A 19168-nucleotide genomic window follows, 5' to 3' on the forward strand; every position below is an offset into this window, starting at 1 on the left:
GACAGGCGGAATAAATTATGCGTCGAGTTTGCACGGACCATCGCGCACCAGGCGCGCGAAGCTGCCGTCGGACAGCGCTATGCGGGTCCAGCGAATTCTTCCCGCCCGGATGACCAGTTCCGGATGCTCGATCCGTTCGGTCGCGAATTCGACATCGTCGGCGATCAGTTCGTCCCATCCGTCTTCGCCCAGTCTTTGCTCCGCCGTGACAATGTCCTTCGATGCATAGCGCCACAGCGACTTGCCGAGAAATCCGGCGACGCCGTCCCGCCAGTCCTCGGCGCGCGATGGAGACGCCGCAAGCAGGCGATGGCTTACGTCGCACACCAGATGCACCCGCTCGGCGCTGGTCGACACCAGTTCGAGAAGCGCGCTGTCAGCCGCCGACACCGGGCGCGCCGTCAACAGACTGACGATGCGGCCGACATGGCGCTTCTCCGGCAGCAACGCGCCGCTCTCCCAACGGGAAATCGTGGTCTGTGAAACGCCGACATCAGCGGCCAGCGCCGATTGCTTGACCTTGTTGAGCACGCGCCAGCGACGAAGCGATCCGCCGATCCGGCCGGCGCGAAGAGGTGGGATCTGAGACATGCGAACGAGTATAATGCAGGGCGCGCCAATGTCGAAGAAATTGGCGTCGTCGCAATTGACAATTTCTCATTTGAGAGAAATATTCCCTTATATGAGCGATGTTATTGATGACGCGTCCACGGACCTGCGGATTGCGCAACGGCTGAAAGGGTTAAGGACCGAAAAAGGTTGGTCGCTGGACGAGCTTGCCTCGCGCAGCGGCGTCAGCCGAGCCACGCTTTCAAGACTTGAAAAAGCGGAGGTCAGTCCGACGACCAGCGCGCTTGGACGCCTGTGTTCAGCCTTCGGCATCACCATGTCGCGCCTGATGCTGATGATCGAGGATGACTTTGCGGCCCTGCTTGCGCGATCGGACCAGCCTGTCTGGCGCGACCCGGAGATCGGATTTCGCAGACGATCCGTGTCGCCGCCGGCAGGCGCGCTGGCGGGCGAGGTGCTGGAATGCGAGATCGACCCGGGAGCGCGCATCGAGTACGACGCGCCGCCCCGCCCTGGCCTGGAACACCACCTCGTAATGCTGGATGGCAGACTGGAGGTCGTCGTCGCAGGAATACGTCATCATCTGGTTTCCGGCGATTGCCTGCGATTCCAGCTTTCCGGACCGAACGCCTTCGAGACGCCTGAGGACCAGGGCGCGAAGTATCTTCTTTTTATCGTGTGAGAGCCATGACCACGCAAACCGCTGCAATAACCAGAATGACCGTCGACGATTTCGAGAGGCGCATCGACGATTTCGCGACCGTGCTGCACGCCTGCGTCCATGCTGGCGCCAACGTCAACTTCGTCCTGCCGTTCAGCCGTGAAGACAGCGCGGCCTTCTGGATGGACAAGGTCGCGCCGGCGCTTGCAAACGGCAAACGCGTCCTCTGGGCGGCGATGGAAAACGAGCGGGTCGCGGGGACGGTCCAGCTCGACTACGACACACCGCCCAACCAGCCGCATCGCGCCGAGGTGACCAAGCTTCTGGTCCATCCGGACTTCCGGCGGCGCGGCCTTGCGAAGGCGTTGATGGCCGAACTGGAAACCGAAGCCCAGCGACTTGGCCGAAGCCTCATCACGCTCGACACCCGCACCGGCGACAAGGCGGAGCCGCTCTACGCCTCCTTGGGCTACCAGACAGTCGGAATTATCCCGGATTTCTGCGTTGACCCGATCGAAAACCGTCTGCATCCGACCACGATCATGTACAAGGCGCTTTGAAATACCGGCCGCCGATCGAATTGAAGGACTATGAAGTTCACTGGTCCTGGACGAAACGCTCCAGTTTGCCCAGTGTCTGCAATCCCAGTTCCACGGCGCCGAAGCCTTTGGCCTGCTGAAACTCGGCCGCCGTGCTGAAAACCATTCCCAGCGTGACTTTCGTGTACCCGCCCTGCACCTCGAACGACGCCCAGGCATCGGCGTGTTTCGGTCCGTTTTCGCCCCAATGCAACGAATAGCCGAGCCTCTCTTCGGGCCGAACCTCACTGTAAAGATGATGGTTCGCGAAGACTGTGCCGTCGGGCCCGATCATGTCGAACACCCACTCTCCGCCCTCACGCAGATCAATCCTCGTGGTTCGACAGGAGAAACCGTCCGGACCCCACCATTGCGGCAGCGTTTCATTGTTCATCCAGGCGCCCCACACGATGGATCGCGGCGCCTTGATCACCCGCTGCAAAATCATGGTCCGCTCAGCCGCGCCGGAAAGGCTGTCCAGTCCGGCGCCGAAACCGTCCCGGTATCCGGCTTCCATGTCTCTCTCCATCGAGGATAACTGAACCGTTACGACCAGCCGGCTGCGATCGTTCGCGCCGGAGAAATCCGCCGTCACGAGGGCGGCGGAAAGCATCTCGCCTTCGGACGATATCATCTCATAGTTGACGCTGCGCTGCGACGGCTGCAACGCGAGCCAGCCGCACTCGCAGCGGATATCCGGCTGACCCTCTTCCCTGCAGAGCGAAACCTCGCGTCCGCCCGCTCTCAAATCGGCCTCCAGGAATTCCACGGTGACCTTATCAGACGGCGCAGCCCAGACGGCCCTGGCGGCCGGCGCAGTCCAGACTTCCCACAATGTATCAACCGGCGCAGCCGCTTCCCGTTCAAATGTGAGAGTCGCAAAGCGGCCATTCCCCTCATCGGACCCAGTTTGGGTTACGCTGTCCGACAGAATGTTGCGTGTCATTTTTCCTGTTCCTTCATTACGCGCATTACGAATGCATCGAAGCGATCCAACCGGGATTCCCATATTGCGCGCTGTTCCTCGAGCCATGATCTCGCGGGATCCAGGGCTTGGGGAACGATGGCGCATGTGCGTATCCGTCCGTCCTTGGAGGTGGAGATCAATCCCGCCTCCTCCATTACGGAGAGATGACGCATGACCGTGGGTAGCCGCAGCCCAGTGGGCTCCGCCAGATCGCTCACCGGCGCCGGCCCGGCGGCGAGCCGAGTGAGAATCGATCGACGGGTCGGGTCCGCCAGGGCGTGGAAAAGGAGGGAGAGGTCTGGATCATGCTTAGCCATATGGCTAACTATCACCCTGCGTGAGTGAAATGCAAGAAAAACTTAGCCAAAAGGCTAAGCATTTGAGAGAAGGGATGCTATCTCACGCGCTGTGAGCCAGAATATTCAGGACCTTGCCGTGCGGGTCCCGCACGAAGAAACGTCGTACGCCCCAGGGTTCGTCGACCGGCCCATACAAAATATCGAACCCTCCGGCGATCGCCCTGGCGAGAACCGCGTCGACGTCGTCCACCTCGATTGAAACATCGGGGAGTTCTGTCCCCGATCCTCCTTCGCTGGCGACCGACAGCTGCGGCATTGATCGCTCCTGAGTCTCCGAGACGAAAGTCACGATCCAGCCCTTGTCCATCACCATTGTGAGGCCAAGCACGTCTTCATAAAAGGCGCGCGCCCGGGCGGGATCGGCGGAGTAGAAGTTCGTGACGATGCGCTTGACGGTCATGGCGGACGCCCGTCAGAAAAGCGCCACGCGGCGATTGCGCCGGGCTTCCTCGCGCGCCTTGCGGAATCGTTCTACCGTTTCCTTCAGGTCGCGTATGTCTTCCCTGATCTTGTCCGGATCGTCCGTGCCGTAATCCTCCTGCCCGATCGGCTGCGAGACCTGCCGATCCTGGACGGGTTCGTCATCATAACGCTGCTCAGGATAGGTCGGTGTAGCAACGCTTTGCGGCTCAGGATCCGGCTCGGAAGCAGCGGCCGGCCTGCGGTATGCCTCGATAATTTCTTCCCTTTCAGAGCGTCTCACGGGGGGGCTGACGGGAACAGGCTGGTTTTCCTGCGGGCGCGGCTGTTGTTTGGAGAACAAACCGGCGTTGTTGGCCACGAGGCCCCGGTAGAGCCCGATCAGCACTGCAACGCCAAGCCCGAAGATCAATCCCGCCATCGCGCCTCCGATCGCAATCAGCTTTCGCGACGGGCCTACGGGATCGATGGGCGTTGTCGCTTCGGCGACGATGCGGATATTGCTCGTGTTGAGGTTCTGTTGCTCACGGGTCTCGCGCGTTCGCTTCAGCGAAGATTCGTAGATTGCGGATGTGGCGTTTGCCTCGCGTTCGAGTTCCCGCAATCGCACCAGGTCTTCCGAGGTGTCCATCTGGCGGCTTTTGAGAACGGCGAGATCCGCCGCCAGTTGCTGCTCGGACTGGACAATGCGTCGCAATTCGGTCTGGGTCGAGGAGACGATGCGTCGCAATTCGTTGCTGACTTCGGAGCGCGCCGTTTCCAGGGTCTGGGCGGCGGCGACGCGCCGCGGATGCCGCGGACCGAGGCTTGTCGTCAGCGCGTCGAAACTGCGTTTGGATGCGGCGTAGGCCGCGCGCAATTCTCCGATCGTGGATGATTCCAGGATTTCCGACGACGTGCCTGACAGGATTTCGTCGACATTGAGATTGCGCGCCGTTTCGGCCTTTGCCTGGATTTCGACCTTCTGGGCGCGGATGTCGGCCAGTTGCTCATTCAGCTTCACCAGCTGCTCATCGTTGATAAGGCTGCCGCCGGCGCCGACGATGTCGTGCTCCGCCTTGTACTGCTCCACCTTCTGCTCTGCGATTTCAACGTCGCGGCGCAGATCGGCGAGTTGCTTTGTCATCGCTTCGGCAGTGCGCTCGAACAGAGCGGATTGCGCGCTCTGCCGCTTCTCGATGTAGACGTCGAGAATCGCGTTCGCGATGTTTGCGGATATCACCGGGTCCTCGGTGGTGACGGCGATGTGGATGATAAACGTGTTGGGCACGCGATACACGTTCACGGCTGACGCCAGGTTCTGAACGGCGATCACCATGCTTTCGGAGTCTTCAGCCTCGCTGCCGGACAGCAATTGGCTGAGCGTTCCGAGCACGCTTCCGAATCCGGGCGCGCCCTTGCCGTTGAATTCAGGATCGCTCGTCAGATCTAGATCCGCGACAACGGTTTCCAGAACCGGGACCGAACTGACGATGCGCACCTGGCTGTCGACGAGGGCGAGCGTCGATTCCGAAGAATAGGACGGCGGCAGGAAATCCGTCTCGGTCAGACGCAATTCGCGCGGATCGTAGACGAACTGGGAAATCGCAAGATATTGATGCGGCGTCGACAAGGCGATCATCGCGCCGAGAACGCCGCCGATAATGGTGGTCAGAACCACCAGCAGACGCCACCGCCAGACCGTACGAAACAGCACGACCGGATCCACGAGCGGTTTCTGGCTGGCCGCCATGTCTGCCTGCTCCGGTATTGTCTCGGTTACGGGACGCCTTTCCGCGAAAACTGTCCGGGCCGCTGCGGGACGTTCGCTCTCGATCGGCGGGCGATGCGCCGCGACGGTACGAGCATCTTCGTCTTCGCGCAATGGGGCGTCCTGCTTTTCCGGTTCCGAAAGCCGGGACAGTCCCCGGCGCATGCGTTGCAGGATCGTCTCCGAGCGGTCAACACGCGGAGCGTTCTCTACGGGCGCAGCACTTTGGCTGACGACATTTTCAGTCGGTTCTCCGGGGCTGCGCGCGCCAGGATCGGCGTCGGGAAGGCGTGATCGCGCCGGCGACGCAGGACGAACATCGTCGTCCGACGCGTTCAGCAACGAACGGGCATAATGTTTCCTCTTGCCCTCCTGGGGGTCGGTCATTGCTTGTTACCCGGGCGCAAACGCCCTTTTTGAACCATGGCTAACATACTCTAAAAAAACCTGGAAAAAAATTGGTTAACGGCCTCGTTCATGCATCGACATATTTCATGATGACGTCGAACATGGGCTTGGGTTTGAGATTTTCATCGAAGGGCAAAGGCCGGTTTCTGGCGCCGCGGCGATGCGGCATGGCGTCGGATATCCAGGAATAGCGATCGCTGAGGCCCCAGGTGGCCACCGAAAGCGGAGGCGCAGCTGAAAACGCAGCGTCGAGGAAATCGTTGACATGGCTGGCCGCGCGTTCGTCACGCAACTCGATGTCGACCGGCAGTTTCCAGTCGATCACATCGATTTCGGTGATGCGGTAATCGACGCCGAGCGCGGCGAGGTCAGTGATGAAGCGCCCCAGACCCTCAAAGTCGATCGGAACTTCCGGATAGAGATGTCCCTGAATTCCGACGGCGTCGATCTTCAAACCCCGGTCCTGAAGTCGACGCACCAGATCGAGGATCGCCTTCCGACGCGCGTCATAACGGGCGCCCTTGAACTCGAGATCGTAGTCGTTGATGTTGAGTTCGGCGTCCGGCGCAGCCTTGGCGGCCTCGGCAAAGGCGATATCGACATGCTCGGCGCCGAGCAGCCGCATCCACACGCTGTCGCGCCACATGCCGCTTTCCAGCGGATCATGCGCGACCACTTCATTCGCGACGTCCCATGCCGGCACACGGCCGGAATAATAGGAACCTACGGTCTGAATGTGCTCGATAAGCGCTGCTTCAGCCTCCTTGCGCGTCGACAGGGTTTCGACCCAGGGCGGCAGACCGTTCCACCAAACGAATGTGTGGCCGTAAGATCCGCGCTCTAAGGATTCCGAGAAATTCAGTATTCCGTCGGCCTCCAGAAAGGTGAAATCACCCCTGTTCCACTGCAACGCGTCCCATTTCAGGGAATTCATCGGGACAATGATGTCGCAGTGCTGAACGAACAAGGCCGTATAGTCGGAATCCTCGATAAAAGGGAGATACTCCAGCGCCGCGCCGAACGGCACCCTGCGTTTCTTTCCGGCGCCGGCGTGCGCCGCGCCGGCGAACAGGGTCGACGGGGCCATTGCCGCCGCTCCCGCTCCGGCCGCCGCCTTCAGGACAGAACGACGTGTTAACAAATGATCTCTATTGTAGTTCATTGGCGCTGTACGGCTATTAATACGACCGGTGAAGACTTGCCCAGCAACTGGCCCAGCAACTGGATCGACTTTCTAAAGCGACATATAGGGATTGTTCGCGGCTATTTCTGGGCGCTCGGCGGTTCGGCGGGCCGGCTTGTCATTTCGCTCGCCTATTTCGTCACCATCGCCAATACGCTGTCAATTGCGGAGTTCGGGCTGTTCGCGACCGCCTCGGCGACCGGCATCGTCCTGTCCCGCATCGCCGCTTTCGGCTTTACTTCACCTCTCTACCGGGTCGCCACGGTGAAACCGCGTATGATCGGGACCTATACGACAGGCATTCTTGCGGCTCTGGCCCTGTCGATTCCGGCGATCGTGCTGGCGGCCATCGTCATGTACGTATTGATCTTTCGCAGCGACATGTCGCTGCTGCCCTTCGCCCTCATCATGATCGCCGAAGTGTTTTTCTGGCGCACCGTCGAGATCGTCATGATCGTTTGCAACGGCATGGGACGGTTCGGCCACGCCGCCATTCTCGTGATCCTCGGCTCTGCGTTCAGGGCTTCGTCCGCGATCCTGTTTTCCCTCGGCGGCGTGACCACGCTGTCCGTATGGGCCTGGTACTATCTCTCCGCGAACGGCCTTGTCATGCTGATCGCAATCGTCGTCTTCTATCCGAAGCAACGTTTGCGGTGGCAGCCTGCGCTCTATCTGCGCCGCTGGCGCGACTCGGTGGCGGTCGCCAGCGCGGAAATCCTGTTCTACCTACAATCGGAACTGGACAAGCTGCTGGTGCTGTCTCTGACCGACCCGACCATCGCAGGCCTCTACGCAATCATTATGCGCCTGGTCGATCTGACCGCCCTGCCGATACGGTCTTTCAACATGATGCTGGTGCAGGCGGTCATGCGATCGCGGGAGGCCCTTGGCTCCCTGCGGCTGCGCGCCGGCATCGAACTCGCCGTCGCTGCGATCTCGACGGCGGCGCTCGTCTTCTTCGTCGTCTTTCTGCACTTTTTTCCGAATGCGCTCGGTAAAAACGTCGCGGTCGCGGCTCCCTTGCTCATCCTGGTAATCGCGGTTCCGGCGCTGCGCAATCTGATCGAATATCAATCCGAGTTGCTCTACGCGACGGGACACACATTCCTGCGCACATCCAACATGGCGGTCATCGGGATCGTGAAGGGCGGGTTGCTGGCGCTGATCCTCACGCTCTACAAGGATGTGGCGCACTGGGCGCCCTTGCTGAATGCGGTCTTCGCGGTCCTCTACGTCGTGTCCTTTGCGCTTACCTATCCGGCGCTGCGCAAAAACACCGCCCGCGCTATCTGACGGTTCCAATCGCCAACGATTTTCGAATCTCGTTGATATCGTGCCCGATGAAAGACTGGATGCCGACGCCAACCTGACCGGGCTCGAGCGCAGCGGCGAAGTTCGAAAGATCATCCGGCTTCCCGCCCTCTTCGCCGGCGTTCCACATCACGTGGCACAGCGGCCTCGGATCGGGATTGTGGCCGGCGCCGGCGAGCACGTCATCCACGTAGCGGCCATAGATTGTGCACTCCGAAATCCGCCTGTTTCTCGCGATCGCGCGGGCCCAGTGCATACCGTTGACCCTTTCGACATGATCGAGAAGGCCCAACAGCGTGTCGCGCCTCCAGCCGATCAGCGTATTGATATAGTCATGGAAGGGCGGCGCCTCGCGAGCCTTGTCGAGATGCAAGACCTTGCCCGCCTGAAGCGACCAGTCGACATGCTCCTGCATGGTCGCGTCGATCGCGTTGTCGCGCCGGTAGAAGCGTATATTGTCGCCCGCCCAAAGCAGGACAGGATCGAATTTACGGACCAGAACCACGTCGGAATCGGCGGAAAACAGAAGATCCTCGTCAATCATCCGCCCGATGCCGAACCGTCGCAATTGCTGTATGTGCCAACCGCGAAGCGGCATTGTGTACGGGCTGAGCCAAACGCGCTTGTGGCGCCGTGAAACCGGATCGTTGAACGGCCTTATCCAGCGCGGCAGGATATCGCGCTCGTTTATGATCTCGCGGTGCGGCGATTCCAGCGAACGGAACATTTCGACATCCGCGCTCTCGACGAGAATGTAGTGACGCCACTTGCCCAGCAGATTGGCGTCGAGACTTTCGCAAAGCAGCCTGCACCGCTCCAGATCGTTCGAATAGGACGCCGTGATGACGGCTGTACGCTTTTCCGGATTCTTGGCGCTCATGGACTTTGGGAGGGTCGCACTTCAGGGCTGATCGGGCGCAGCCGGACCGGCGTGGTCAGGCCTGGTTGCAAACTTGTAACGCAAAACATGATAGATGAACATCGGGTTGCCCAGCAGATAGCGACGCCAAAGGCGTGAGGGTTCCTTCGCCAGCCGGTAAACCCATTCGCAGCGCATCCGGCGCATCCAGAGCGGCGCGCGGGGCACCGCGTTCGCCATGAAATCGAACAGTGCGCCCACCCCCATCACGAGGCGACCATGCTGCGGCTTGATATTGCGGTCGATCCACAATTCCTGCGCGGGACTGCCAAGCGCGACAAGCACGAAGTCCGGGTCGACTTTCTCCAGTTGCTCAAGAACGTCCGCCGATTGCGCCTTGTCGAAATAGCCATCCGAAACCGCGATGAACTCGTGCCAGGGCGCATGCGCCGAAAAGGCCGCGCAGGCTTCTTTCAATACTTCGGGCCGCGCGCCAATCAGCGCGACGCGCAAGGGTTTCTCGACATAGGTAAGAAACGCCGGAACAAGGTCTGTCCCGTTGAGATTGCCCGGAAACGACCGGCGATGCAGGACAAAGGCGCCTATGTCGACGCCGATTCCGTCGGCGAGCACGACGGCGTTTCCAAGCGCGCTGCGATAGTCGACATTGGCGGTGGCGATATTGGAATTATTGGCGTTCAGAAACTCCACGACCGTCTGTCCGCCGCCACGGGCCGCGGCTTCGAGAAAACGCAAGGCTGCTTCCCAGTCGTAGGGTGAGACCCCGACGCCATTGATGTCGATCGTATCCGGCGCGGCGTCTGCCATAGCGCCGATCTCCTGAACCACCTGTCGCCTCCAGTTCCAATCCGGAACACTGTCACTGACGATACAGTCCGCAAAGCCGTATGGCGAATGACAAACATGCAGCATTTGTTCAATATGCAGTTTTACTGGATACTAGGTGGAAATACCAAGAAAAACCAAAAAGAATTCTGAATAAATTTCTGAGAGACTGTAATTATTCACTCGTTACTGTCGAGCCGCTTCAGTCCAACATCGATTGCTTCGCCCAGACGCCGACGCTGGTCGGCGTGAAACTCCCGTCCGTCCAGGGTTTTGAACCCGCCCTTTCGGGATGCCTCCACCTGTTCCGCAACAGCTTGCGCGAACGCGTCTGCAGTGTCGGCTGCAACGACATTGGAAGGTGTGTCGGCTATCCCCCGCAACGCGGACGACGTGGCGACGGCGGGCAGGCCCATCTCGAAGGTTTCGATCGTCTTGAGCTGGACGCCGGTTCCGGCTCTGCTTGCCAGCGCGATAACTGCGCAGGAACGAACGAAATCGCGCGCGTCCGGAACCCGACCCAGCAGTCGAAGCCCGGGATGCTCGGCGTCCGGCGCCGGTTGCCCGATCTGACCGGCGATCGCGATCGACACTGTTTGCGGCAATTTCGGCGTCACTTCATCGAGGAACCAGTCCAGGCCGATACGGTTTGACTGCCAGCTCCAGCTTCCAATCATGCCGAGATCATATTCGACCTTCCGGTCGGCCGCGGGTGCGTCGGGCGGATCAAAGCGGGTCACCAGCGGCAGGAATGCAGACCTTGAAGCGTCGGCGGCGACCAGCGAATGCCGGTCTTCTTCAGACAGAGTCCAAACGAACCGCGCCTGTCTGCACAATTCGTCCTCAAGGCGCTTCAGTATCGACGACTCCCTCCGGTAAAGCTGCCTTTCCATCCTTGTCGCCGCATGCGCGGAATTCTGGAAAGCGGAAAGCCACTCGACGTTGTGGGCGATGAAGATCGATTTGTAGCGGCCGAATATGTCGGGATAGGCCGCCGGCAACTGGACCGAATTCAAAATCAGGCCGTCTACGGGCCCGGCGGCCGCCAAGGCTTCTTCAATTTTTCCGCGTCCACAGGCAAGCATCTTGGCCGACGAAACGGTTGTATTATTCGCCACAGCCTGAAGCAACCAGCGCGCTTTCTGCGCAGCGCTCGCGCGCGCATTGGTGATGTCCTGCTCTCCGAGAACGATCGCATCGTCGCTATAAGCGACCTCGGCCCCCGGTGAACTGTAACCGATCAGCTTGAGATCGACGCCCCTTTCGCGAATGGCGTCGACGATCACCCGGTTCGCCAGGTCGAAGCCGGTGACAGGATCCTGTACGGGCAGGAGCGATGTTACGAAAGCCAGTTTCATCTTTCGTATACTTTATGGAAAAAGGGTTTCAGACAACCGTGGACGAAGGAAGTATAACACAGATGATGAACAAGAGCTTTATGGCGCGATTGCGGGGCGATGAACGAAGATTTGATACAGAAAGGCGCTAAGCGTCCCAAGGTCTCCGTCGGCTATGAGACGCCCGACCTCGCGCGGGACCAGATTCGTTTTGCAGTTACGTTGCCGACATTCAGGCGACCCGAACACCTTCACAAGACGCTTGTCTCGCTGCAACATCAGAAATTTCAACACGTATTCGCGATCGTCGTCATGGAGAATGACACCGAAGGCATGCAAGGCGCCGACGTCGCGCAGCGTTTCTTCGAAGAGCGCAAAACGCCGGGTCTCGTGGTGCTGGCCCATGAGCGCGGCAATTGCCACGCCTACAATGCCGGCTGGGGCACCGTCCTCGACACCTTTCCCAACCTTCAGGCGATCGCCGTGATCGACGACGACGAACTCGCTGGCCCCGACTGGCTCGCCTCGATGGAAAAAACCATGACGGAGACGGACGCAGATATTGTCGGCGGACCGCAACGGCCCGTGTTTTCCGACAGGAGTCTCGACCGCTGGAAAGCACATCCGGTTTTCAAACCCGCCTACGAAACAACAGGCGCGGTGCCGATCCTGTACTCGTCGGGCAATGTGATGATTGCACGCAAGGTTCTCGACGCGATGCCGCGGCCGTTCCTTGATCCACTCTTCAATTTCATCGGCGGAGGCGACTCCGATTTCTACAGCCGATGCCGCGCGGCGGGGTTCCGGTTTGCGTGGTGCGAAGATGCGCCGGTGTTCGAAACGGTGCCGGACAATCGCACCGAGCCGGCCTGGCTTGGGAAGCGCAGCCGCCGCGAAGGCGCCATCTCGGCGATGCTTGAAACACGCCGGAAATCCGGCGCCGCCGGGCGCATCACGAGTTTTCTGAAGTCTGTCGCCCTTCTTGGCGTCTCGCCCTTTCGAATGGCGCGGTTGTGGCGCAAAACCGGTTCGGCGACGATGGGAATGCACCATCCCAATGTCGCCATTGGTCGTTTCATCGCAGTGTTCGGAAGTATTAATGAACAATACCGCACCCAGGACGGCGGGTGATGTCTTTTTAGCCTTGGGCGGCTGCTTGCGACGACAATAGTCGACTTGTCAGATTACTTGAATGATGCAATGTCCGGGTAATGTGGCTTGAGCGGTACAGATATTACGGCGAAATCGTAAAGCGGTCCTTTGGAGAGTCCGCCCCTTTCAAATGGAAGCTGAAATCGCTTTTCACCGGCCATTCCGCCGCGCGCCTGTCAATCCTTCCCGAGCCGTTGCTGAAATCAGGAAAATACGTGCGGGAGGCCCGCTACAAGCGCAAGCTGGCCCAGCGGAACAGACAACTTCATCATGCGCTTTTTCACAAGATTTCGCAGAAACTCTGGCTCGACCGAGTCATGCCCGAGGTTGCGCCGCCAGTGTGCTACTATGTGGCGGGCTCGACAATCGTTCCACTGAAGGGCGAACCCTTGGCGGCGTGTCCGCAGGACTTTCTGGAATTGGTGATGAACCACGGATCGCTGTTCGTCAAACCGGGAGACCAGATCGGGGGCGCCGGCGCCTTTTTGCTGGAATGGCGTGAAGATACGCTGTTCATCGACGGGAGAAAATCCACAAGCGAGGAATTGAAACACCTGAGCGACGGCGTCAGGACAGGATATGTGATTTCCGAGAAAATTGCGCAGGGAGACTGGAGCGCGCAGTTCTTCTCCGAAACCCTCAACACGATCCGCATCACCACCGGCACGTCGGCGCGCGGACACAAGGTCTGTTTCATCGCCGCGACCTTCAAGGTCGGCGTATCGGAAACCGTTCCGACCGATAATTTCAAAGGTGGTCGGGGCGGCTGGGCCTGCGGCGTCGATCTTGAAACCGGCGAACTGGACCGCCTCGTCCACTACGACGATGCCATCGGCGCTCGGGTGGAAGCGGATGAGCATCCGGAGTCCGGCGCCCGCGTCACAGGCGAGACCATCCCTGACTGGCCTTTTGTGAAGGAGACCGTTTCCCGATTAGCCGGCCTTTTGCCCCATCCTGGAATTGTTGGATGGGACATAGCGCTCACCCCCAACGGACCGATGGTGGTCGAACTCAACACCGCGCCGCATATCGACATTCATCAGGCCACGACGCCCATCGCCGACACCGAAGAAAAACGCGCCTATCTGCGCGAATTCGGCATTCCTCTCGATTAAGAACGATGTTCGTCGCCCAAAACAGAGCCAGACGCCGCGACAAGAGGAGACGTCGCCCATGTGTGGAATAGCCGGAATATGGAGTTTTTCGGGATTATCCGACGAAAGGGATATGGCCGACGTCCGCAGGATGATTGAGGTGACTGCGCATCGCGGACCCGACGGTCAAGGCTATCGTGCGGTCGACAGTCTCGCTCTGGGTCATTGCCGACTTTCCATCATCGATCCTACGGATCGAGGCAGTCAGCCCATGCAGTCCAGCGACGGCCGCGGGCTGCTCGCGTATAACGGCGAAGTCTACAATTTCCGCGAATTGCGAAACGAACTGACAGAGCAAGGCGCAACCTTCTCCGGTGACTGCGACACGGAAGTTGTTCTCAACGCCCTGTGCATCTGGGGGGTCGAGCGCGCCGTCTCCCGTTTCAACGGCATGTTCGCCTTCGCTTTTTACGACATGCAGGAAAAGGTCCTGTGGCTGGTCCGGGACCGGATTGGCGTCAAGTCGCTCTCTGTCGCCCAATATGATAACCGGCTGATCTTCTGTTCGGAAGACAAGGGCATTCTCGCGCTCGATTCCTTTCCGACCGAGATTTCCGCCCGCGAGATCACGTTGCGTCTTGCGGCGCAGACGTCGGATGGCCAGTCGAGCCTGTTCCGGCGGATCAGACGTCTGCCGCCAGGCGGATGCTGGAAGATATCGGCGAAGGGTGTGGAGGAGAGCTGGTTCTGGGACGCGCTGGAGTCAGTTGACGTCGACCGGCTGGAAGCGGGAAACCGGACAAAGGACGGTCTTGCGCAACAACTGGAATCTATACTCAATAGCAGCGTCGCGATGCATTGCATTTCCGACGCTCCCCTGGCGACCGCCTGCAGCGGCGGCATTGATTCCGGTCTCGTGACGGCGATGTCGAAATCGGCTCTGCAGGACTATCACGGCTATGTCATGGATCCGGATGTTGGCGTCAACGAAGTCGAGGCGGCGCAGCGCACAGGAGACAAATGTGGAGTCGACATAAGGCGGGTCGTCGAGAACCGTGACAAATATCTGCGCAACCTGCCGAAGTCGATCTATCATGTTGAGAACGACACGCATTTCGTGAGCACGCCTTCACTTCTCGCCATGACCGAACAGTGCCGCGCCGACGGAGTGAAGGTGCTATTGACCGGGGAAGGAGCGGACGAACTTTTCGGAGGTTACAACTGGCACCACAACAGCGCTCGCCTCTGGCGGAAACTGGATCCGCCGCGATCGCTGCTCCTGAGAAGTTCGCAACGAAAAAAGCTGCTGAAGCAGCTGCGTCAGTCGCCCTTCACCACGTCGCTCCGCATGGGAATTCAGGAAACCAGAAATTCGGTTATTTCGGCGCTTTCGCCACAGCGATTCATACTGCAGGAGAAAATTCTGGAGCGGCTTGCTCCGATCAGGAATCATCAGGCGCGGGTTTTCGCGGCAAGAGGTCTTTTCGATGTCTACAGTCACCTCCAGAGCCTCCTGCACCGGCACGACCGGATAAGCATGGCCTCGTCTGTCGAATTGCGGGTGCCCTTCATCGAAAACGACATCATCGACTTCGCCCTGCACCTGCATCCGGATTTCAAATACAGAAAGCGGACGGCGAAATGGCTGCTGAGAACCGTCGCCCGCAATTACCTTCCGGAGGAAAACATCCGGGCGCCAAAAATCGGTTTTGCGATCACGACGAGCTACACCCGCGGATGCGAAGCGATACTTTCAAACGGTCTCTTCCGGGACGTCATGCGATGGTCGAGCGCGGAAACGGATCATGTGACGCACATGGCCAGACAGGACGTGAATTCACACATCCGCCTGATCGGCATGGAAATTCTTGTTCGTCTGTACTGCGCGGGTGAAACCGTCGACGCCATAGGCGAAAAGCTGATCGGCATGCAGCGCGATTCCGGCCAATAGTCCGCCGTGACTGCGTGGAGGTCCTATCGATAGGCCTTACCGGCAATCCGGTAGTCGCCAAGCGCGATATCCTGGCCATTGATGATCTTTGTGAACTGGGACATGTCCAGATTGCGGCCCGTTACGATGGTGGCGGCGGGTCCCCTGGGCTTCGGCAAACGACCCGCCTGCATGGCCGCAATTCCGACGACACAGGCTCCTTCCGCGACAATCCTGTCCTCGTAATAGAGCGTCTGCATGGCGTGATAGATCTCCTCCTCGGTGACCAGCACAACATCGTCGAGATAATCCCGGCAAAGAGGAAAGGAGAGACGGTTTTCGAGCCCGACGCCGCCGCCCAGAGAATCCGCAAGGCTCGGCGTTTCTTCAACTTCCACCGGCTTTCCTGCCCGAATGGACTGATACATGGCCGCTCCCCGGTCCATCGACACCCCGATGACGGCGACGCGCGGATTTATCGATTTGGCGGCAAGCGCCACGCCGCCGGCAAGACCACCGCCTGACAATGGCGCGAGGATCATTGCCGTGTCCGGGCGTTTCTCCAGGATCTCCAGTCCAATCGTGCCCTGCCCGGCGATCACGAATGGATCGTCGAAGGGGGATATTTCGACAAGCCCCTCCTCCGCGACAAGCCGTTGGCTTTCAGCCAGTGCATCGTCCTGGCTCTGGCCGATGATGCGCACCTCCGCTCCCAGCGCACGGACGCCCTCGACCTTGGCTTGCGGCACGAGTTCGGACATACAGATCACTGCGCGCAGGCCGCGCAAGCCGGCGGCGTAGGCCACGCCTCTCCCGTGATTTCCGGTAGAACAGCAGGTCACGCCCGTCACGCCCTCGGGCAGGTTCATCACCGCGTTCAGCGCGCCGCGCAACTTGAAAGCGCCGATCGGCTGCATATTCTCCAGTTTTAAAAGGAATTCCTGCCCTGCAACCGTGCGCATGTGCGGCGAGGGAACCAGCGGCGTGGCGTCCGCCATGCCAGCTATCGTCTTGCGAGCGGCCAGAATGTCGGCGAGCGATAGATCCATGAAACACCAAATTTCCAGAAGCCGGACTCAGGCCCAGTCGCGGCAAACATATTTGACTTCTGCAAATTCTTCCATGCCCAGACGCGCGCCTTCTCTCCCGAGTCCCGACTGCTTGACGCCGCCAAACGGGATCGGCGCGCCCGTCACCTCGGTGCGGTTTACGGCGACCATGCCGAATTGCAACGCACGGCTCACCCGGTAGATACGGCGGGGGTCGTTCGAATGCAGATAGGCGACGAGGCCGTATTCCGTGTCGTTGGCGCGGCGGATTGCCTCCTCCTCCGTATCGAAGGCGCAAATCGCCGCGACTGGTCCGAAGATTTCCTCTTTCATGATCATTGCGTCGGACGATACGTCGGCGAGAACTGTTGGCTCGTAGAACAGGGGCCCGCAATCGTGGCGGCGTCCACCGCATTTGAGCGTGGCGCCTTTATCGAGCGCATCGGCGACATGCTCTTCCTGTTTGGCCACGGCCTTCTCGTTCATCAGCGGGCCGATGTCGGGATCGTCGAAACCGCATCCGACGGTCAGTTGCTCCGTCGCTTGGGTAAAGCGCGTGACAAATTCCTCGTATACGGGGCGTTCGACCATAATCCTGTTGGCGCCCAGGCAATCCTGACCGGACGTGGCGAATTTGGCCTTGATCGTTTCGGCCACAGCGCTGTCCAGATCAGCGTCCGAGAACACGATGACCGGAGCGTGACCGCCGAGTTCCAACACGAGTTTCTTTATGGTGTCCGCTGACTGACGATAGAGAAGCCTGCCGATCTCCGTGGAGCCGGTGAAGGACAGGACGCGCACACGTGGATCGCGCGTCCACGGCTCCACGATGGCGGCGGCCTCACCCGTCACGACGTTGAAAACGCCCGCAGGCATGCCCGCGCGGGCGCCAAGTTCGGCCAATGCAAGGGCGGAAAGCGGCGTCTCCATTGAAGGATGGGCGACAACCGTGCAACCCACGGCAAGGGCGGCGGCGGCCTTGCGCGTCAACATGGCGCAGGGAAAGTTCCAGGGCGTAATCAGAGCTGCGACGCCTGCTGGTTCAAGCCAGACCTCGACTTCCGCGTCTCGCAGATGCGATGTCACGCCCTCGATATTGGGTCTTTTGGATTCTTCGGCGTAGAACTCGACGAAAGAGGCTGCATAGTCGATCTCTCCGCGGGCTTCGGAGATCGGCTTGCCCTGTTCCATCACCATGATGCGGGCAAGATCTTCGCGGCTTTCGACAATCAGATCGAACCAGTTGCGCAGGATCCGCGAACGATCCTGCGGCAGCAGAGCCGACCAACAGGAAAAAGCGCTGTCGGCGTGGTCTACGGCCGTTGCAGCCTCCGCCGTCGACAGACTGGCGACCGCAGCTATCACCGACATATCGGCAGGGTTGAAGATCGACATTGTTTCGCCGCGCGCCGATCCTGTCCACTGACCGCCAATATAGGAGAGATCACGGACCAGATTTCGGTCCGACGCTATGTCGAAGATCAATTGCGTGGTTTTACCCGTCATCTCGTCTCCTTTCGAAAGCCGAAACGAGCATAGGGGCGAATGCCCAGAATTTGAGGCTTTTTTGCCGCTATGGGCCAGACGAAACGACTGGCGGCAGACGTCGGGCGAGAGGAATAATCCTGCCGCGACAGACAATACGGCACTCATGGCATGACAAAGCCAGTTCGGCTCTGCTACGATAGCCGGCAGATAAAAGGCGAATTTTCGAAATTTATCATGAGTGATCGAGCGCAAGCTGAAAACCTGCTGCATCTCGTTGGCCTGTTGTCGGATCTCGACACCGGACAACTCAACGAGATCGGACGGCAATGCGTCTGGCAGCGTTATCAAAAGGGCGTAGAGGTCATCAGCGAAAGCGAGGGTTCTACCGACATCTTCTTCATCGTCGAAGGCAGCGTCGTCGCCAAGAGCTATTCCGAAGACGGCAAGGAAGTGACATATACAGAGCTTTCGCGCGGCGATGTTTTCGGCGAATTTTCAGCGATCGACCAGAAACCTCGATCCGCTGCGATCGAGACCCTGGAGGAAAGCCTCGTCGGACAGATGACATCGGAGAAGTTTCGTCAGCTCGTGATGACGATGCCGGGCATCGGACTCCGGCTTGCTGAACTTCTGGTGCGCAAGAACCGCTTCCTCACTCACCGGATATTCGAATTCAGCACGCTCGCCGTACGCCAAAGGGTCTGCGCGGAATTATTGCGCCGCGCGGTCGAAACCGGTGAGGCGGAACCGCCGGTCGTGCTTTCTCCTGCGCCGACGCATTATCAGCTTGCAACCATGCTCGGCACCCATCGCGAGGCCGTCAGCCGCGAGCTTTCCGCGCTTTCGGCCCTCGGCATCGTCGAGGTCGGCCGCAGGAAGATTACCGTTATCGATATTCCGCGACTGCGGCAGATCACCAAGGTGTCCGTGTAGGGTCGCCCGTCCGCCAAAGCGTGGACAAGGTTGCTGCTTTTTCAATGCATTTGTGTTATACTGTTGCTGTTCGGACCTGGAGGCCTGCGACCCCGATACTGCAGCAACGAAAAAGCCAGATTCCCGAAACAAAGCCAGATTCCCGAAACAAAGCCAGATTCCCGAAACAAAGCCAGATTCCCGAAACAAAGCCAGATTCCCGAAACAAAGCCAGATTCCCGAAACAAAATCTAAACTATTGAAAAATATAGATAATTTTAAAAATTATCAGAA

General features: G+C 59.5%; 18 protein-coding genes. 7 read left to right on the forward strand and 11 right to left on the reverse strand.

All coding sequences use genetic code 11. The features are described 5' to 3' along the window. Positions 1-15: 15 nt before the first annotated feature. A complete protein-coding gene (locus K1W69_RS09785) occupies positions 16-591 on the reverse strand; it encodes a helix-turn-helix transcriptional regulator (protein ID WP_220228182.1) in 576 nt (191 codons plus the stop codon). A 91-nt stretch (positions 592-682) separates the two neighbouring features. Between K1W69_RS09785 and K1W69_RS09790 the strand changes: the two genes are divergently transcribed. Both K1W69_RS09790 and K1W69_RS09795 read left to right on the forward strand, forming a co-directional pair. Continuing rightward, entirely contained in the window at positions 683-1252 is a 570-nt protein-coding gene (locus K1W69_RS09790; RefSeq protein ID WP_220228183.1) for a helix-turn-helix domain-containing protein, read from the forward strand. 5 nt (positions 1253-1257) lie between these two features. Further along, complete coding sequence (locus K1W69_RS09795) at positions 1258-1791, forward strand: GNAT family N-acetyltransferase (protein ID WP_220228184.1); 534 nt, start codon at positions 1258-1260, stop codon at positions 1789-1791. 37 nt (positions 1792-1828) lie between these two features. Here the strand turns inward: K1W69_RS09795 and K1W69_RS09800 are convergent, their stop codons facing one another. From K1W69_RS09800 to K1W69_RS09820, 5 genes are all read right to left on the reverse strand, one after another. After that, on the reverse strand, positions 1829-2755 hold the full coding sequence (locus K1W69_RS09800; RefSeq protein WP_220228185.1) for an SRPBCC family protein: 927 nt from the start codon (positions 2753-2755) through the stop codon (positions 1829-1831). After that, positions 2752-3093 carry an ArsR/SmtB family transcription factor gene (locus tag K1W69_RS09805; protein WP_220228186.1) on the reverse strand — a complete coding sequence of 114 codons (342 nt, stop codon included), beginning with the start codon at positions 3091-3093 and terminating at the stop codon, positions 2752-2754. Before K1W69_RS09805 ends, K1W69_RS09800 begins: the two co-directional genes overlap by 4 nt. A gap of 82 nt (positions 3094-3175) precedes the next feature. Then, positions 3176-3535, reverse strand: coding sequence for a VOC family protein (locus tag K1W69_RS09810; protein ID WP_220228187.1), 360 nt, complete (start codon positions 3533-3535; stop codon positions 3176-3178). A gap of 12 nt (positions 3536-3547) precedes the next feature. Then, complete coding sequence (locus K1W69_RS09815; protein WP_220228188.1) at positions 3548-5692, reverse strand: GumC family protein; 2145 nt, start codon at positions 5690-5692, stop codon at positions 3548-3550. A gap of 88 nt (positions 5693-5780) precedes the next feature. Continuing rightward, positions 5781-6800 carry an endo-1,4-beta-xylanase gene (locus K1W69_RS09820; protein WP_220228189.1) on the reverse strand — a complete coding sequence of 340 codons (1020 nt, stop codon included), beginning with the start codon at positions 6798-6800 and terminating at the stop codon, positions 5781-5783. 111 nt (positions 6801-6911) lie between these two features. Here K1W69_RS09820 and K1W69_RS09825 point away from each other — a divergent pair, with 111 nt between their 5' ends. Next, a complete protein-coding gene (locus tag K1W69_RS09825) occupies positions 6912-8189 on the forward strand; it encodes a lipopolysaccharide biosynthesis protein (protein ID WP_258570972.1) in 1278 nt (425 codons plus the stop codon). On the opposite strand, the gene K1W69_RS09830 is transcribed toward K1W69_RS09825, so the two are convergent. The 3 genes from K1W69_RS09830 to K1W69_RS09840 form a co-directional block, all read right to left on the reverse strand. Next, positions 8182-9087, reverse strand: coding sequence for a DUF6492 family protein (locus tag K1W69_RS09830; RefSeq protein ID WP_220228190.1), 906 nt, complete (start codon positions 9085-9087; stop codon positions 8182-8184). The genes K1W69_RS09825 and K1W69_RS09830 overlap by 8 nt on opposite strands. Before the next feature lie 21 nt (positions 9088-9108). Continuing rightward, positions 9109-9894, reverse strand: coding sequence for a WecB/TagA/CpsF family glycosyltransferase (locus K1W69_RS09835; RefSeq protein ID WP_220228191.1), 786 nt, complete (start codon positions 9892-9894; stop codon positions 9109-9111). A gap of 197 nt (positions 9895-10091) precedes the next feature. Then, positions 10092-11270, reverse strand: coding sequence for a glycosyltransferase (locus tag K1W69_RS09840; protein ID WP_220228192.1), 1179 nt, complete (start codon positions 11268-11270; stop codon positions 10092-10094). A 99-nt stretch (positions 11271-11369) separates the two neighbouring features. Between K1W69_RS09840 and K1W69_RS09845 the strand changes: the two genes are divergently transcribed. From K1W69_RS09845 to asnB, 3 genes are all read left to right on the forward strand, one after another. Beyond that, positions 11370-12380, forward strand: a complete 1011-nt coding sequence (locus tag K1W69_RS09845; protein ID WP_220228193.1) for a glycosyltransferase family 2 protein — start codon at positions 11370-11372, stop codon at positions 12378-12380. A gap of 80 nt (positions 12381-12460) precedes the next feature. Continuing rightward, positions 12461-13516: a sugar-transfer associated ATP-grasp domain-containing protein gene (locus tag K1W69_RS09850; RefSeq protein WP_220228194.1), complete on the forward strand. Its 1056-nt coding sequence runs from the start codon at positions 12461-12463 to the stop codon at positions 13514-13516. Positions 13517-13574: 58 nt separating this feature from the next. Beyond that, positions 13575-15446: an asparagine synthase (glutamine-hydrolyzing) gene (asnB, locus tag K1W69_RS09855; protein WP_220228195.1), complete on the forward strand. Its 1872-nt coding sequence runs from the start codon at positions 13575-13577 to the stop codon at positions 15444-15446. 23 nt (positions 15447-15469) lie between these two features. Here the strand turns inward: asnB and eutB are convergent, their stop codons facing one another. Next, positions 15470-16474 (reverse strand): hydroxyectoine utilization dehydratase EutB, encoded by a 1005-nt coding sequence (gene eutB / locus K1W69_RS09860; RefSeq protein ID WP_220228196.1) that lies wholly within the window; start codon positions 16472-16474, stop codon positions 15470-15472. 27 nt (positions 16475-16501) lie between these two features. Further along, positions 16502-17980 (reverse strand): NAD-dependent succinate-semialdehyde dehydrogenase, encoded by a 1479-nt coding sequence (locus K1W69_RS09865; RefSeq protein WP_220228197.1) that lies wholly within the window; start codon positions 17978-17980, stop codon positions 16502-16504. A gap of 216 nt (positions 17981-18196) precedes the next feature. Between K1W69_RS09865 and K1W69_RS09870 the strand changes: the two genes are divergently transcribed. Then, positions 18197-18895: a Crp/Fnr family transcriptional regulator gene (locus tag K1W69_RS09870; RefSeq protein ID WP_220228198.1), complete on the forward strand. Its 699-nt coding sequence runs from the start codon at positions 18197-18199 to the stop codon at positions 18893-18895. The last annotated feature ends 273 nt before the right edge of the window (positions 18896-19168 follow it).

It is taken from the genome of Flavimaribacter sediminis, assembly GCF_019492055.1.
GTDB lineage: Bacteria > Pseudomonadota > Alphaproteobacteria > Rhizobiales > Rhizobiaceae > Flavimaribacter > Flavimaribacter sediminis.

Coding starts and splice junctions, on each gene's coding strand:
- K1W69_RS09785 (WP_220228182.1), bottom strand. CDS start 591: ATGTCTCAGATCCCACCTCTTCGCGCCGGCCGGATCGGCGGATCGCTT.
- K1W69_RS09790 (WP_220228183.1), top strand. CDS start 683: ATGAGCGATGTTATTGATGACGCGTCCACGGACCTGCGGATTGCGCAA.
- K1W69_RS09795 (WP_220228184.1), top strand. CDS start 1,258: ATGACCACGCAAACCGCTGCAATAACCAGAATGACCGTCGACGATTTC.
- K1W69_RS09800 (WP_220228185.1), bottom strand. CDS start 2,755: ATGACACGCAACATTCTGTCGGACAGCGTAACCCAAACTGGGTCCGAT.
- K1W69_RS09805 (WP_220228186.1), bottom strand. CDS start 3,093: ATGGCTAAGCATGATCCAGACCTCTCCCTCCTTTTCCACGCCCTGGCG.
- K1W69_RS09810 (WP_220228187.1), bottom strand. CDS start 3,535: ATGACCGTCAAGCGCATCGTCACGAACTTCTACTCCGCCGATCCCGCC.
- K1W69_RS09815 (WP_220228188.1), bottom strand. CDS start 5,692: ATGACCGACCCCCAGGAGGGCAAGAGGAAACATTATGCCCGTTCGTTG.
- K1W69_RS09820 (WP_220228189.1), bottom strand. CDS start 6,800: ATGGCCCCGTCGACCCTGTTCGCCGGCGCGGCGCACGCCGGCGCCGGA.
- K1W69_RS09830 (WP_220228190.1), bottom strand. CDS start 9,087: ATGAGCGCCAAGAATCCGGAAAAGCGTACAGCCGTCATCACGGCGTCC.
- K1W69_RS09835 (WP_220228191.1), bottom strand. CDS start 9,894: ATGGCAGACGCCGCGCCGGATACGATCGACATCAATGGCGTCGGGGTC.
- K1W69_RS09840 (WP_220228192.1), bottom strand. CDS start 11,270: ATGAAACTGGCTTTCGTAACATCGCTCCTGCCCGTACAGGATCCTGTC.
- K1W69_RS09845 (WP_220228193.1), top strand. CDS start 11,370: ATGAACGAAGATTTGATACAGAAAGGCGCTAAGCGTCCCAAGGTCTCC.
- K1W69_RS09850 (WP_220228194.1), top strand. CDS start 12,461: ATGTGGCTTGAGCGGTACAGATATTACGGCGAAATCGTAAAGCGGTCC.
- asnB (WP_220228195.1), top strand. CDS start 13,575: ATGTGTGGAATAGCCGGAATATGGAGTTTTTCGGGATTATCCGACGAA.
- eutB (WP_220228196.1), bottom strand. CDS start 16,474: ATGGATCTATCGCTCGCCGACATTCTGGCCGCTCGCAAGACGATAGCT.
- K1W69_RS09865 (WP_220228197.1), bottom strand. CDS start 17,980: ATGACGGGTAAAACCACGCAATTGATCTTCGACATAGCGTCGGACCGA.
- K1W69_RS09870 (WP_220228198.1), top strand. CDS start 18,197: ATGAGTGATCGAGCGCAAGCTGAAAACCTGCTGCATCTCGTTGGCCTG.